This is a genomic window from Kitasatospora sp. NPDC002227 (genome assembly GCF_040296285.1).
In the GTDB taxonomy this organism is placed as follows: domain Bacteria; phylum Actinomycetota; class Actinomycetes; order Streptomycetales; family Streptomycetaceae; genus Kitasatospora.
The window spans coordinates 1-13,915 of record NZ_JBEOWY010000005.1; the positions used below are offsets into that span (position 1 = coordinate 1).

Below are 13,915 nucleotides of genomic sequence, written 5' to 3' on the forward strand. Positions count from 1 at the left end.
AGCTTCCGAGGACCCTGCGGTGTCCGGTCCTCACGGATCTCGAAGTCCATCGCACCCCTTGAGCTGGGGTGTTGCGACGACCACTAGAACCCAAGGTAGGCGTTGAGCCCCTCGTCCCTCGGTACGCGACCGCTCACCTCATGACGTCACGGTGGGCATGCCCAGCCGTTCATCTGTCATGCATTGGTCATTTTCCACCTCTTCGGCCTGCCCTGCCCCATCCCCGGACGTACCCGTCCCTCACCACGAACGGAGACACCGGTGCCCCTCACCGTGCCCCGACCCTCCCGAGCCCGGCGTACCCGGGCGAGCGGCGCCCTCCGCGCCACACTCCTGCTCGCCACCACCGCCCTCGTTCCGCTGCTGCCGACCGCCCCGGCCGGCGCCGTGACCCCGCCCTTCTCCGCCGGACCGCAGCCCTCGGACGCCTTCGAGACCCTCCAGTCGAGTTCGCAGCCCGACTGGATGTCCCGGGTGCCGGACCAGACCTGGCTCGCGGGCATGTCGATCCCCGGGACGCACGAGAGCCTGGCCATCCACGACGCCATTCCCGGCGGCGACACCACTCAGGCCCAGCAGGACTTCGGCGACAGCGGGCAGACCCTGACCGCCCAGTACCAGGCCGGCATCCGGGCGGTCGACATCCGGGTCCAGGCGATGAACGGCAAGTTCGACATCCACCACGGCGCGGTCTACCAGCACGCGGTTTTCGACGACGTCCTCGACAAGACCCAGGCGTTCCTCGCCGCACACCCGAGCGAGACCGTCCTGATGCGGCTGCACTCCGAGTGCACCGGTGCGGCGGTGACCGGCTGCACGGACGTCCCGTCGACCACCACCGACGCGGACCGCCAGCAGATCTTCCGGCAGTACCTGAGCCAGTACCCCGGGCTGTTCTACGCCCCGTCGGTGACGGGTACGACGACCGTGCCGCAGCTCGGGCAGGTCCGCGGCAAGATCGTCCTGCTGGCCTTCGAGGACCCCCACGGCGGTGGCTACGGCCTCGGCATCAACGGGTACGGCGACCACACCGAGGACCACTACCAGACGGGCGACCCCAACCAGAAGTGGCCGCTGGTCAAGGCCAACCTGGACCTCGCCGCCGCCGACTCCACCGGCAGCCTGTTCATCACCTACAGCAACGCCAACAGCTGGGGTCAGTTCGACGTGCTCGGCCCCGCCGGGGTCGCGGGCGGCGCCACGACCAGCAGCGGCGTGCGCCCGGGCGTCAACCAGTACCTCTCGGACTACCTCGGCAGCGGCGGCGACGCGGGCGCCCACCTCGGCCTCGTCATGATGGACTACCCCGGCTGGTCCCCCATCGCCCAGATCATCTCCCGCAACCCCGCCGCCCACGCGGTCGGCCCGGCCGTCTGGCAGGCCAACTCCGACGGGAGCTACGTCAACCTGCGGTACGGCCAGTGCATGAGCACCGGCTCCGCGCTCGACAGCACCGGTACCGGCGGCGTGGTCGTCGACCGCGCCTGTCAGAAGCCCGTCCCCACCGGCCAGCGCTGGACCGCCACCAACCCGTCGGCCTACTTCGACGGCAAGGGCTACTACTGGATCAAGTCCGGCAACGGGAAGTGCCTCACCGTCCCGTACAACAACGGCGTGACCCCGCCGGCCGGCACCCAGCTCCTCTGGTGGCCCTGCGAGACCCGCCAGTTCTCCGGCAACCAGATGTGGAACGTCCTCCCCACCCAGCTCCAGGGCAGCTCCGCCTACCGCTTCGCCAACCAGTGGACCGGCCTCTGCCTGACCATGGACCCGGCCAGCGTCGGCCAGGCCCGAGGCGGCAAGGTGACCCAGGACACCTGCCCGAAGTAGCCCTCGGGCCCCGCCGGCCAGCTCCAGGCCGGCGGGGCCTCAGCTCCCCCCCTGGCCGAACCCGCCCGCCCCGGCGGACGTGGCGGTGACGGGGTATCAGGCCTGGGCGTTCCTGACGGCCCAGAGGGCGGCCTGGGTGCGGTCGGCGAGGTCGAGCTTCATCAGGATGTTGCTGACGTGGGTCTTCACCGTCTTCTCGGAGAGGTGGAGGCTGCGGGCGATCTCGCGATTGGAGCGGCCGTCGGCGATGTGGCCGAGGACTTCGCGTTCGCGTTCGGTGAGGGTGCCGCCGCGGCCGGCTGGGGTGCGGGGGGCGTCGTCGGAGAGCAGGGCCTCGGCGAGCTCGGGCTGCAGCAGCACGTGGCCGGCGTGGACGGAGCGGATGGCGCCGGCCAGGGCCTCCGGGTCGACGTCCTTGTAGACGTAGCCGGCGGCGCCGGCCCGCAGGGCGGGGACCATCGTGCGGTGCTCGGTGAAGCTGGTGACGATCAGGATGCGGGCCCGGCTGCCGAGGGCCTTGAGCTGCTTGAGGGCCTCCAGCCCGTCCGTGCCGGGCATCTTCAGGTCCATCAGCACGACGTCGGGCAGCAGCTCCTGGGTCTTCTCGATGCCCTCGGCGCCGTCGGCGGCCTCACCGACCACCTCGATGTCGTCCTGGACCTCCAGGAAGGTCCGCAGGCCTCGCCGGACGACCTGGTGGTCGTCCACCAGCAGGACGCGGATCGGTGACGTGGTGTCAGGCACCGGGGACCTCCAGTTCGACGACGGTCCCCTTGCCCGGGGCCGATTCCAGCGTGAGGCGGCCGCCGACGGCCGCCGCGCGGTCCCGCATGGAGACCAGCCCGAGGTGCCGCCCGGCCCGCCGGACGCCGTCGGGGTCGAAGCCCCGGCCGTCGTCGGCGATCCGCAGCACGGCGCCCCGGCTGGGCGTACCGGTCAGGCTGACCTCGACCCGGCCCGCGCCGGAGTGCCGCAGGGCGTTGTGCAGCGCCTCCTGGGCGACCCGCAGCACGGCAGCCTCCTGGGCGGGCGGGAGGGTGCGGACGCCCCGGGTGGTGAAGTCCACGGTGGCGCTGTGGGCCCGGTCGAGCACCTGCGCCTGGGAGGCGAGGGTGGCGACCAGGCCGTCCTCGTCCAGCGCGGCGGGCCGCAGCTCGACCACCACGGCGCGCAGTTCGTCGGCGGCCTCGGCGGCGAGGCGGGCCACTTCGGCCAGTTCGGCCCGGGCCCGGGCGGGGTCGCGGTCGACCAGTTTGGCGGCGGCCTTGGCGGTCAGGCGCAGCGAGAAGAGCTTCTGCGAGACGGCGTCGTGCAGCTCGTGGGCGATCCTCGCCCGCTCTCCGGCCAGGGTGAGTTCGCGGCTGCGCTCGTAGAGGCGGGCGTTGCCGAGGGCGAGGGCGGCGTGGGCGGCGAGGATGCGGAGCAGTTCCTCGTCCTCGGCGGTGAAGCCGCCCTCCTTGTTGGCAAGAAAAACAGCGCCGAGGATCTCCTCCCCGTCGACGATCGGCATGCCGAGGAAGTCCCGCATCTCGGGGTGGGCCTCGGGCCAGCCGCCGAAGGCGGGGGCCTTGCGGACGTCGGACAGCCGGGTGGGGGTCATCTCGTGCAGCATGGTGGCGAGGACGCCGTGCTGGCGGGGCAGCGGGCCGATGGCCTTCCACTGCTCGTCGGTGACGCCGTCGACCACGAACTGGGCGAAGCCGCCGTGGTCGTCGGGCACCCCGAGCGCCGCGTACTCCGCCCCCAGCAGGCTGCGTGCGGAGGCGGTGATCCGCCGCAGCACCTCCCGCACCTCCAGGTGACGGCTCATGTCGAGCACGGCGGCGCTGACGGCCTCGATGCTGCTCAGGCTCAGGTCCCGGGGCGGTCGTTCACTCGGCATGCAGCCAACCTACCGGTCAGGATCACCCCTGACCTCGGCCTCCGGCCGCAGTAGCCCTAGGCCTTAGGGCGGAGGCCCGGTGGCAACCACCAGGGGCACGGGGAACTGCGCGCTGCGGAAGGCACCGGCCTGCGGCCTCCCGCTTCGCGCAGTTCCCCGCGCCCCTTGGTGGTGCAACTTAGTGGCTGCGCATGACCTCCGGCTCGTGGCGGCGCTGGAGGCGGCCGACCAGGAAGGCCAGGGCGGTGGCGAGGGCCAGCAGGGCGAACCAGTTGATGAAGAGGTGGCCCACGGTGTGGTCCCAGAGGGGGTCGATCAGCGGCTTGGCCGGGGGGCGGGCCACGACGACCGGGCCGGTGTGGGCGAGGTCGAGGGTGTTGCCGGTGGCGGCGACGCCCCAGCGGGCCGGCATCAGCCAGGCGAACTGCTCGAGGCCGGGCTTCTGGAAGAGCTGGAAGATCGCGCCGGTGAAGACCATCTGGACGATCGCGAACATCACGAGCAGCGGCATGGTCTTCTCCGCCGTCTTCACCAGCGCCGAGATGGCCAGGCCGACCATCATCGAGGTGAAGCTGAGCAGGATCACGCCGATCGCCATCTCCACCGCCGGGGCGTGCTTGAACAGCAGGCCCTGCGCCGGCAGGTCACGGAAGCCGAAGCTGATCGCCGAGATCACCGCGCCCTGCAGGAAGCTGATCGCCCCGAGCACGATGACCTTCGAGCACAGGTACGCCGACCGCGACAGACCCGTCGCCCGTTCCCGCTCGTAGATCGCCCGTTCCTTGATCAGCTCTCGCACCGAGTTCGCCGAGCCGGACAGGCAGGCGCCGAATGCGATCACCAGCAGGATCATGCGGGCGATGTCGTTGCGCCCGTTGTCGCAGGGGGCGAGGCCGCAGTTGTCGGGGATCAGCGTGCTGACCCCGCCGAGCACCAGCGGCAGCAGCAGCGAGAGCCCGATGAAGCCCCAGTCGGAGCCGATCACCGCCAGGTAGCGGCGGATCAGCGTCCACAGCTGGGAGCCCCAGCTCTGCGGCTTGGGCGGCCGGCCGTGCTCGCGCGCGATGGCGGGCGACTGCGCGGCCTCGGAGTCCACGTCCGCCGAGTACTGCTGGTAGTGCACCGAGCCCCGGTAGCGCCCGGCCCAGTCGTGCTCGGGGTAGTTCTCGAAGGCCTGGAAGACGTCGGCCCAGCTCTGGTAGCCGAAGAAGTGCAGCGCCTCGTCCGGCGGCCCGAAGTACGCCACCGAACCGCCCGGGGCCATCACGAGCAGCCGGTCGCACAGGGCCAGCTCGGCCACCGAGTGGGTGACCACCAGTACGGTGCGGCCGTCGTCGGCGAGCGTGCGCAGGGTCTGCATCACCTCGCGGTCCATGCCCGGGTCCAGGCCCGAGGTGGGCTCGTCCAGGAAGATCAGCGAGGGCTTGGTGAGCAGCTCGAGGGCGACCGAGACGCGCTTCTGCTGGCCGCCGGAGAGCGCGGTGATCCGGTTCTCGGCGCGCTTGTCCAGGCGCAGCTCGTGCAGCACCTCGTCGATCCGGCGCTCGCGCTCGGCCGGCTCGGTGTCGCCGGGGAAGCGCAGCCGGGCGGCGTACTTGAGGCCGCTGCGCACGGTGAGCTCCTTGTGCAGGATCTCCGACTGCGGCACCAGGCCGATCCGCGAGCGCAGCTCGGCGAACTGCTTGTAGAGGTTGCGCCCGTCGTAGAGCACGTCGCCCCGGTCGGCCGGGCGGTAGCCGGTGAGGGCACGGAGCAGGGTGGACTTGCCGGAGCCGGACGGGCCGATCACCGCGACCAGGGACTTCTCCGGCACGGTGAAGCTGACGTCGTTGAGCAGCACCTTCTTGCCGCCCTTGTGCTCGACCTCCACGGTGAGGTGGCGGGCCGAGAAGGTGACGGCGCCGGTGTCGACGAACTCCTGCAGCTGGTCGCCGACCAGCTGGAAGGTGGAGTGGCCGATCGTCAGCCGGTCCTCGGGGCCGAGCAGCTGACGCTGCACCGGCTGGCCGTTGACGAAGATGCCGTTGTGGCTGCCGAGGTCGACGATCTCGTACCGGCCGTCGGCCAGCTGGCGCAGCTCGGCGTGGTGCCGGGAGACCTGGAGGTCGGCGAGGGCGATGTCGTTGTCCAGCGCGCGGCCGATCCGGACCACCCGCATGGCGGCGGACAGGTTCCGGACCATGGTCGGCGCGACCGGCGCGGGCGCCGGGGTGGCCGCCGGGGTCGGGCCGCCGCCCTGCACCGGGAAGGCCGGGGCCCGCCGGGTCGTGGCGTCGAACCAGTACGGCTCCTGCTCGGGCGCCGCGTCCTCCGGCACCGTGACCGGCGCGGAGAACTCCAGGCGCGGGCCGTCCTGGGCGTTGCCCAGGTGCAGCACGCTGCCGGGGAAGAGCGAGACCTGGTTGGTGCGGCCCTGCAGGCCGAACGTCCCGTTGGTCGAGCCCTGGTCGGCGTACAGCCAGCCGCCGCCCTCGTACGCGATGGTGGCGTGCCGCCAGGAGACCCGGGCGTCCTCGAACCGCAGATCGCAGGCCGGGTCCCGGCCGATGGTGTACGTGCGGCCGGGCTCGAGGGTCCGCCGCTGCCCGTTGATGTCCACTACCAGTTGCGGCACTGTCCGCCCGCCCGCTCTCCGGGTGCCCCGGTTGATCCATTCCGACTGTCCGGCATCATCCCAGCACGGCGCGGCCGGGAGAAAGTCGCGGTGGCGAGTTGTGACCGAGCTGGTAAGCAGGCTGTTGACAGACGGTCCGCCGGCGTCCCACGGGGCGGACGGGTGCGCGGGGGACCTGACCTGGCCCGGTAGCGTGGGGGGCACCATGAACGCTACGCCTCCGGCCGCTGAGCCCGCCCCCGCCGACCAGCCCCGGACCTTTGACGACGAGCGCACGCTGCTGGTCAAGGTGTTCGGCAAGGACCGCCCCGGTATCACCACCGGCCTGTTCGCCACCCTCGCCGGCTTCGGCGTCGAGGTCCTCGACCTCGAACAGCTCGTCACCCGTGGCCGGATAACGCTGTGTGCCCTGGTCACTCCCCCGCCCGGCGGCTCGGCCGAGGCCGAGAGCGCCCTGCGGGTGACGGTGCACCGCTGGGCCGAGGAGCAGAAGCTCCAGGCCGAGATCATCTCCGGCATCGGCGACAACCGGCCGCGCCGCGAGGGCCGTTCGCACGTCACCGTGCTCGGTCACCCGCTGACCGCCGCCGCCGTCTCGGCGCTGGCCGCCCGGATCACCGACATGGGCGGCAACATCGACCGTATCTTCCGCCTCGCCAAGTACCCCGTGGTCGCGGTCGAACTGGCCGTCTCGGGTGTCGTGACGGAGGAGCTGCGCCCGGCGCTGGTCGCCGAGGCGACGGCGCAGCGGGTGGACATCGCCGTGGTGCAGGCCGGTCTGCAGCGGCGGGCCAAGCGCCTGGTGGTGATGGACGTGGACTCCACGCTCATCCAGGACGAGGTGATCGAGCTCTTCGCCGGGCACGCGGGCTGCGAGGAGCAGGTCGCGGAGATCACGGCGGCGGCGATGCGGGGCGAACTCGACTTCGCCGAGTCGCTGCGGGCCCGGGTCGCCCTGTTGGCCGGTCTGGACGCCGGGATCACCGAGAAGGTCCGGGCGCAGGTCCGGTTCACGCCGGGGGCGCGGACGCTGATCCGTACGCTGCAGCGGCTGGGCTTCCAGGTGGCGATCGTCTCGGGCGGTTTCACCCAGGTCACCGACCATCTGGTGGAGCGGCTGGGCCTGGACTTCGCGGCCGCCAACACCCTGGAGGTGGTGGACGGGAAGTTCACCGGCCGGGTGACGGGCGAGATCGTGGACCGGGCGGGCAAGGCCCGCTGGCTGCGGCGGTTCGCCGAGCAGGCGCGGGTGCCGCTGGAGCAGACGGTCGCCATCGGTGACGGGGCGAACGACCTCGACATGCTCAACGCCGCCGGCCTCGGCGTCGCGTTCAACGCCAAGCCGGTGGTGCGGGAGGCCGCCGACACGGCGGTCAACGTGCCGTTCCTGGACACCGTGCTGTACCTGCTGGGCATCACCCGCGAGGAGGTCGAGGCGGCCGACGCCGTCGCCGACTAGGTTTTCCAGGGGCGCGGGGAACTGCGCGAAGCGGTGGGCCGCAGGCCGGTGCCTTCCGCACTCGCGCAGTTCCCCGCGCCCCTGATGGTCAGCCACTCACTCGGGGGGTGTGTGGAAGGCGTCCAGCTGGGCCGCGGCGGGCTCCACCGAGGTCCACGGGCCCGTGAAGCTGAGCATCGCGATCGCCGCGGTCGGGAAGCCGCCGAGGCTGAGCCGCTTGAGCGCGTCCGGATCGCCCGCGTCGCCGGCCAGGATCTGGGTCAGGCCCATGACGCCGGGGTTGTGGCCGACCAGGATGAGGTCGGTGTACTCCTCGGGGGTCTCCTGCAGGACGGCGATGATCTCGCCGGGGCTGGCCTCGTAGATCCGGTCCTCGTAGACCGTGCGGCGGGTCCGCTTGGGCAGCTCGTGGGCGGCGAGCTTCCAGGTCTCCCTGGTCCGCAGGGCGGTGGAGCAGAGCACGTAGTCGGGATTGGCCCCGGAGTCGGCGAGCCACTGGCCGGCCTCGGGCGCCTGCTGGCGGCCCCGGTCGGCGAGCGGGCGCTCGTGGTCGGCGACCTGGTCGGGCCAGTCCGCCTTGGCATGACGGAGAACGATGATCCTTCGCGGTGTGTCGGCGCTCATACCCCAAGAGCTTTCCAGAAAACGCCGCCCCGGGCGCGGCACCCGCAGCCCCACCACCCTCAGGAGTGGAGCCACTGCGCAGCGTGCCGCCGGGCCTGGCCCGACCGGGGCACACCGGGCCCGACCGCGTTTGCCCGGCCGGCCCGCCGGTGACGTCTGGTCCACACCCGACGCTCCCCCGGAGGCCCCACCGTGCCCTCAGTCCCCCGCCGCCCGGCGGTGGCCCTCGCCGCCGCCCTCGCCCTGACCTGTCTGCTGCCCACCCCCGCCCTGGCGAGCCCCCGCCCCACCCTGCGGCAGGAGCTGCGGGAGCTGGTCGACGCGGTGGGCGGGCCGCCCGGGGCGATCGCGCTGCTGCGCCGCGGCGAGCACACCGAGGTGCTGCGGGCCGGCTCCGCCGAGCTGGGCACCGACCGCCGCCCGAGCCCCACCGACCACATGCGGATCGCCAGCGTCGCCAAGGCGTTCAGCGGGGCCGTCACCCTGCGCCTGGTGGACGAGGGGGTCCTGACCCTGGACGACACCCTGGGCCTGCGGCTGCCCGACCTGCCGGCCGCCTGGCACGCCGTCACCCTGCGCCAGTTGCTCCAGCACACCAGCGGCCTGCCCGACTACAGCGGCTCCGACGACTTCCGCGCCCTGCTCCGGGCGGACCCGCACCACGTCTTCGCCCCCTCCGACCTGCTGGGCTTCGTCGCCGGGCAGCCGCTGGGCTTCGCCCCCGGCAGCCGGTACCAGTACTCCAACTCCGACAACGTCGCCGCCGCCCTGATGGCCCAGGCGGCCACCGGCTGCCCGTACGAGGAACTGCTGGCCGAGCTGGTCACCGGGCCGCTCGGCCTGCGGGAGACCACCCTGCCCTCGGGGTACCAGCTGCCGGAGCCGTACCTGCACGGGTACGACCTCGCGCCGCCGGAGCCGCCACTGGACTACTCCACCCTCTTCGGCGCCTCGGGCGCCTGGGCCTCCGGCGGGATCGTCTCGACGCCGGCCGATCTGAGCGCCTTCATCCGCGCGTACGGCAGCGACGACTTCCTGAGCCCGGCGACCAGGACGCAGCAGACGGCCTGGGTCGACGGCGCCTCCGAGCCCGCCGGGCCGGGCGTCAACTCGGCCGGGCTGGCGCTGTTCCGCTACACCACCCGCTGCGGCACGGTGTACGGCCACACCGGCAACACCGCCGGCTACACCCAGCTCGCGGTGGCGACGGCTGACGGGCAGCGCTCGCTGACCTTCTCGGTGAGTGAGCAGATCAGCAAGTCCACCCGGCCCGCGCTGCTGGAGCGGCTGCGGGCCGTCCAGGAGGACTTCGTCTGCGCCCTGCTGGAGTAGGGCCACCGATGGCGGCGCAGAAGTGAGCGGGCCCCGCCCGCTCACCGGATGCTCGAACCAGCATCGGCCATCGGTCCGGTGGGGCGCTGGGAGGCAGCTTCGTGTCGACGTACCTGTTCCGGCTCGGCCGGTGGTCCTTCCGGCACCGCCGGGTCGTGCTCGGGCTCTGGCTCGTGGTCGTGGTGGCGGCGGTCCTGCTGGGCACGCTGAGCGGCGGCAAGACCAACGACACGTTCACCATCCCCGGCACCGAGTCGCAGCGGACGGCGGACCTGCTGAAGCGCACCATGCCGGCCCTGGCCGGCGGGCAGACCCAGCTGGTGCTCGCCGCCCCCGCCCAGGCGAAGATCACCGATCCGGGGCCCAAGGCCGGGGTCGAGGCGGCCCTGGCCCAGGTGCGGGGCGTCCCGCAGGTGGCCTCCGCCGCCGACCCGTACCCGGCGGGCATCTCCCCCGACGGGCAGGTGGCGCTGGTCACCGTGCAGTGGACCGACCAGCCGGCCGACGTGAAGGACTCCTCGCTGGACGCGCTGAAGGCCGCCGTCGTACCCGCCCAGCAGGCCGGTGACCAGGTCGAGTACTCCGGCAGCGTCTTCCCGGGCTGGCGGCTGGCCCCCTCCGAGCTGCCGGAGGTCATCGGCCTGGCCGTGGCCTTCCTGGTGCTCCTGGTGACCTTCGGCTCGTTGGTGGCCGCCGGGCTGCCGATCCTCACCGCGATCCTCGGGGTGGCCGTCACCCTGATGACCGTGACGGCGCTGGCCGCCATCACCAACATCGCCTCCACCTCCACCACGGTGGCGATCATGCTGGGCCTGTCCTGCGGCATCGACTACGGCCTGTTCATCCTCTTCCGCCACCGCAACCAGGTGCTGCAGGGCATGCCGCTGGAGGACTCCGCCGCGCTGGCCGTCGGCACGGCGGGCGGCTCGGTGGTCTTCGCCGCGCTGACCGTGATCATCGCGCTGTGCGGGATGGCCGTGGTCGGTATCCCGTTCCTGACCGTGATGGGCCTCGCCGGGGCCGGGGCGGTGGCGATGGCGCTGCTGATCGCGCTCACCCTGCTGCCGGCCCTGCTCGGCTTCGCGGGACGCCGGATCACCGTCTTCGTCAGCACCCGGCTGCGCCCGGGGCACCACGAGCGGGTGGCCAAGACCTCGGCCGCCGAGTCCCCGCACACCCTGGGGGCGCGCTGGGCCCGGTTCGTGGTGCGGTACCGGATCTGGGTCTCCGTGGTCGGCGTCGGGCTGCTGGTCGTCCTCGCCCTGCCCGCCTTCTCGATGGAGCTCGGGCTGCCCAGCGGCGCCTCCCAGCCCACCTCGAAGACCCAGCGCCGCGCGTACGACCTGATCAGCAACCACTTCGGGCCCGGTTACAACGGCCCGCTGCTCGTGGTGACGGAGACCGGCGCCACCCCCGCCGCCGTCCAGGGCCTGGCCGCCGCGCTGACCGGCCAGCCGGACGTCGCGGCCGCCGTGCCGATCGCGGCGAACCCGCAGGTCGCGATCGTGCAGGTGATCCCCAGGAGCGGCCCGGACGATCCGGCCACGGCCGGGCTGGTGCACGGGCTGCGCGACAACCGGGCCGCCATCGAGGCCACCGTCGGCACGCCGGTGCTGATCGGCGGCACCACGGCCTCCAACATCGACGTCTCGCAGAAGCTCTCCGACGCGCTGCCGGTCTTCCTGGTGGTAGTGGTCGGCCTGGCCTTCTTCCTGCTGACGCTGGCCTTCCGGACGATCCTGGTGCCGATCAAGTCGATCATCGGCTTCCTGCTCTCCGTCGCCGCGGCGTTCGGCGCGCAGGTGGCGATGTTCCAGTGGGGCTGGGGGCGGCACCTGTTCAACATCACGCCGACCGAGACGATCAGCTTCCTGCCGCTGATCATGCTGGCGATCATCTTCGGGCTGTCCAGCGACTACGAAGTCTTCGTGGTCTCCCGGATCAAGGAGGACTTCACCGCCCACGGCGACGCCCGCGGCGCCGTCGAGCACGGCACCGCCCGCTCGGCCCGGGTGGTCACGGCGGCGGCGCTGATCATGTTCTCGATCTTCGTCGCCTTCATGTTCACCAGCGATCCGATCATCAAGGCGATCGGCTTCAGCTTCGCGACCGGCGTCTTCCTGGACGCCTTCGTGGTCCGCCTCACCGTCGTCCCCGCCGTGATGGCGATCATCGGCGCCCGGATCTGGTACCACCCCGACTGGTTCGCCCGCTACGTACCGGACCCCGACATCGAGGGCACCCGCCTCGAGGAACACCTGGGCCTGACTCCCGGCGAGCCGGTGCAGAGCCCCAGGTGAGCGGCTAACCGAGGCTGGCGGCCACCGAGGCGACGATCGCGACGACGACCACGACGGCCGCGATGGCGCCGAGCAGCTGGAGCAGCTTCTTCTGGCCGTCCTGGGGGTTCGGTTCAAGTACTGGCATGCCCGTGAGTCTCGCACCCCGCACACCACTCCCCGAAACCGGGCCCCGGCTCTTGACCAGCTCTTGGGCCGGTCAGTACGGGGGCACCGCGTCGTGGATCGCCCGGAGCCAGGGCTCGCGGAACGCGGGCAGCCGGGCGAGCGTGCTGCGGAGCAGGCTGCCGTCCGGGCGCAGCCGCCACGGGGCGTGCGGGGACAGCGGATCGTCCCGCTCGACCCCGCCGGGCAGGCCGCCGGTGACCGGCAGCCGGGTCCGTTCGCCGGGGTGGACCAGCTCACCCCACACCCCGGCGGCCACCGGAACCGGAACGGCCGGGCTGAGTGGCTGCCAGACCACGCCGGTCTGCGGGTGCACCGGGACGAGGGCGAGATCGGTGGCCGGTTCGGGCAGCCCTGGTCCCGCCGGGGCGAGCGTCCTCGGCGGCAGTCCGGGCGGAAGGTAGCGGTCGAGGTACGGGCGCAGGTACTGCCCGAGTGGCCCGTCCGGGACGGTCACGGGAGCACCACCGGACGCGGCGAACAGGTGGGCCAGGACCACACCCGTCGCCGCCGCCCACGTCGCCTCCCCCGCTCCGGGGTCGGACGGCGAGACGGTCTCCTGGACCACCTCGGCCCAGGGACGGGGCCGGTCGGCAGGCAGCTCGACGAAGACGGCGCGGACGGCCTCAGCGGCGAGCTCGACGACCTGCCAGACCGAGCAGTCGTCCACCCTGGTCGCCACCGGCAGCCCGCAGGACTGACAGGCCAGATTCGGCCCGCCCCCGCCGTCCAGGCCGCAACAGCCGGTACCGTACGACCAGTCCGGCCGGAGTTCCACGCCCCGCACGTCCCCCGGCGCCATCACCACGACTCCCCAGGGGGGAGCCGGCGGCGCCTCGCGGACCGTCGGCACGTCCCAGGGCCGCACCGGCAACTCGGGGTCGAGCGCGTAGGTGCCGGCGGCCAGCAGGACCGGAATACCGGCCTTCTCGTTGCCGTACCGCTGATGTGCGTGCACCGGCAGCGCGACCCGCGACAGCGGGCCGGTCAACACCGCCCCGCAGCCCGCGCACGTGAACACCCTGCCCAAAAACACCCTCCCCCGGACGACCGCCGCATTCTGCCGGTGCGGCCGCCCGGGAGCCAACGGGTTTTCAGCGGGCGTCTGCCTCAGGCCTGGGCAGTTCGTCCAGGTCGAGGGTGTAGATGCGCCCATCGGCCAGTTCGACGGGCAGCTTGCCCGAGCCGTACTTGTGCGTATGGGCCGCGATGTAGCCGGCTCCGGTGGGCTGGGTGTGGACGACGACCTCCCCGGCGTACGGGTCCACCACGATGTAGACCGGGATGCCGTAGCGGCCGTACTTCGCCGTGCAGTCGTCGTAGTCCTTGCGCGCGGAGGAGACCGACACCACCTCGGCGATCAGCAGCACGTCCTCGAAGCTGTAGCGCTTGCCCTGCCGCTGCGCGTCCTCCCGCAGGATCGCGAGATCGGGGGCCGAGTTCTCGTCCGCCGGGAAGTCGATGTAGACGTCGGAGACAGTCTTTGCGTGGCGCCCGAACGACAAGATCGTGTCGTACTGCATCGACTTGATGGTGCTGGAGTGCTCTTCGCTCTGCGGGGTCATGACCACCTTCCCGTCGGCACCGAAGAAGACCACGTACCCGGCGGGGAACTCGGTGTGCATGACCGCGTCGACGCTCATCAACGGCTCCTTCCTGTCGCCTCTCAGGATATGGGGCACGGACCCGCGCGGAGTCCGTTCACGAGC

11 protein-coding genes are annotated in these 13,915 nt (G+C 72.2%); 4 read left to right on the forward strand and 7 right to left on the reverse strand.

What is annotated here, in order from left to right; all coding sequences use genetic code 11:
- Positions 1–261 precede the first annotated feature (261 nt).
- The gene (locus ABT095_RS06045) at positions 262–1,830 is read left to right on the forward strand and encodes a phosphatidylinositol-specific phospholipase C domain-containing protein (RefSeq protein WP_350528070.1); all 1,569 of its coding nucleotides are present in this window, start codon (positions 262–264) and stop codon (positions 1,828–1,830) included.
- Positions 1,831–1,926: 96 nt separating this feature from the next.
- On the opposite strand, the gene ABT095_RS06050 is transcribed toward ABT095_RS06045, so the two are convergent.
- The 3 genes from ABT095_RS06050 to ABT095_RS06060 all read right to left on the reverse strand — a co-directional run bounded on the left by ABT095_RS06050 (position 1,927) and on the right by ABT095_RS06060 (position 6,326).
- The gene (locus ABT095_RS06050) at positions 1,927–2,574 is read right to left on the reverse strand and encodes a response regulator (protein WP_350528071.1); all 648 of its coding nucleotides are present in this window, start codon (positions 2,572–2,574) and stop codon (positions 1,927–1,929) included.
- Positions 2,567–3,712 (reverse strand): GAF domain-containing sensor histidine kinase, encoded by a 1,146-nt coding sequence (locus ABT095_RS06055; protein WP_350528072.1) that lies wholly within the window; start codon positions 3,710–3,712, stop codon positions 2,567–2,569. The genes ABT095_RS06050 and ABT095_RS06055 overlap by 8 nt, the downstream gene beginning before the upstream one ends.
- Before the next feature lie 178 nt (positions 3,713–3,890).
- Complete coding sequence (locus ABT095_RS06060) at positions 3,891–6,326, reverse strand: FHA domain-containing protein (protein WP_350528073.1); 2,436 nt, start codon at positions 6,324–6,326, stop codon at positions 3,891–3,893.
- Positions 6,327–6,531: 205 nt separating this feature from the next.
- Between ABT095_RS06060 and serB the strand changes: the two genes are divergently transcribed.
- Positions 6,532–7,785, forward strand: coding sequence for a phosphoserine phosphatase SerB (serB, locus tag ABT095_RS06065; protein WP_350528074.1), 1,254 nt, complete (start codon positions 6,532–6,534; stop codon positions 7,783–7,785).
- 96 nt (positions 7,786–7,881) lie between these two features.
- Here serB and ABT095_RS06070 read toward each other — a convergent pair whose 3' ends face one another.
- Positions 7,882–8,409, reverse strand: coding sequence for a SixA phosphatase family protein (locus ABT095_RS06070; protein WP_350528075.1), 528 nt, complete (start codon positions 8,407–8,409; stop codon positions 7,882–7,884).
- Between the two features lie 192 nt (positions 8,410–8,601).
- Between ABT095_RS06070 and ABT095_RS06075 the strand changes: the two genes are divergently transcribed.
- Entirely contained in the window at positions 8,602–9,741 is a 1,140-nt protein-coding gene (locus ABT095_RS06075) for a serine hydrolase domain-containing protein (RefSeq protein WP_350528076.1), read from the forward strand.
- Positions 9,742–9,842: 101 nt separating this feature from the next.
- Positions 9,843–12,041 carry an MMPL family transporter gene (locus tag ABT095_RS06080; protein WP_350528077.1) on the forward strand — a complete coding sequence of 733 codons (2,199 nt, stop codon included), beginning with the start codon at positions 9,843–9,845 and terminating at the stop codon, positions 12,039–12,041.
- A gap of 4 nt (positions 12,042–12,045) precedes the next feature.
- On the opposite strand, the gene ABT095_RS06085 is transcribed toward ABT095_RS06080, so the two are convergent.
- The 3 genes from ABT095_RS06085 to ABT095_RS06095 all read right to left on the reverse strand — a co-directional run bounded on the left by ABT095_RS06085 (position 12,046) and on the right by ABT095_RS06095 (position 13,849).
- Positions 12,046–12,168: an SGM_5486 family transporter-associated protein gene (locus ABT095_RS06085; protein WP_350528078.1), complete on the reverse strand. Its 123-nt coding sequence runs from the start codon at positions 12,166–12,168 to the stop codon at positions 12,046–12,048.
- Positions 12,169–12,240: 72 nt separating this feature from the next.
- Entirely contained in the window at positions 12,241–13,200 is a 960-nt protein-coding gene (locus tag ABT095_RS06090) for a hypothetical protein (protein ID WP_350528275.1), read from the reverse strand.
- 100 nt (positions 13,201–13,300) lie between these two features.
- Positions 13,301–13,849, reverse strand: coding sequence for a Uma2 family endonuclease (locus ABT095_RS06095; RefSeq protein WP_350528079.1), 549 nt, complete (start codon positions 13,847–13,849; stop codon positions 13,301–13,303).
- Positions 13,850–13,915 lie beyond the last annotated feature (66 nt).

Bases quoted from the DNA above. Each gene is read 5' to 3' on its own strand.
- ABT095_RS06055 (WP_350528072.1), bottom strand. From the start codon at position 3,712: ATGCCGAGTGAACGACCGCCCCGGGACCTGAGCCTGAGCAGCATCGAG.
- serB (WP_350528074.1), top strand. From the start codon at position 6,532: ATGAACGCTACGCCTCCGGCCGCTGAGCCCGCCCCCGCCGACCAGCCC.
- ABT095_RS06070 (WP_350528075.1), bottom strand. From the start codon at position 8,409: ATGAGCGCCGACACACCGCGAAGGATCATCGTTCTCCGTCATGCCAAG.
- ABT095_RS06085 (WP_350528078.1), bottom strand. From the start codon at position 12,168: ATGCCAGTACTTGAACCGAACCCCCAGGACGGCCAGAAGAAGCTGCTC.
- ABT095_RS06095 (WP_350528079.1), bottom strand. From the start codon at position 13,849: ATGAGCGTCGACGCGGTCATGCACACCGAGTTCCCCGCCGGGTACGTG.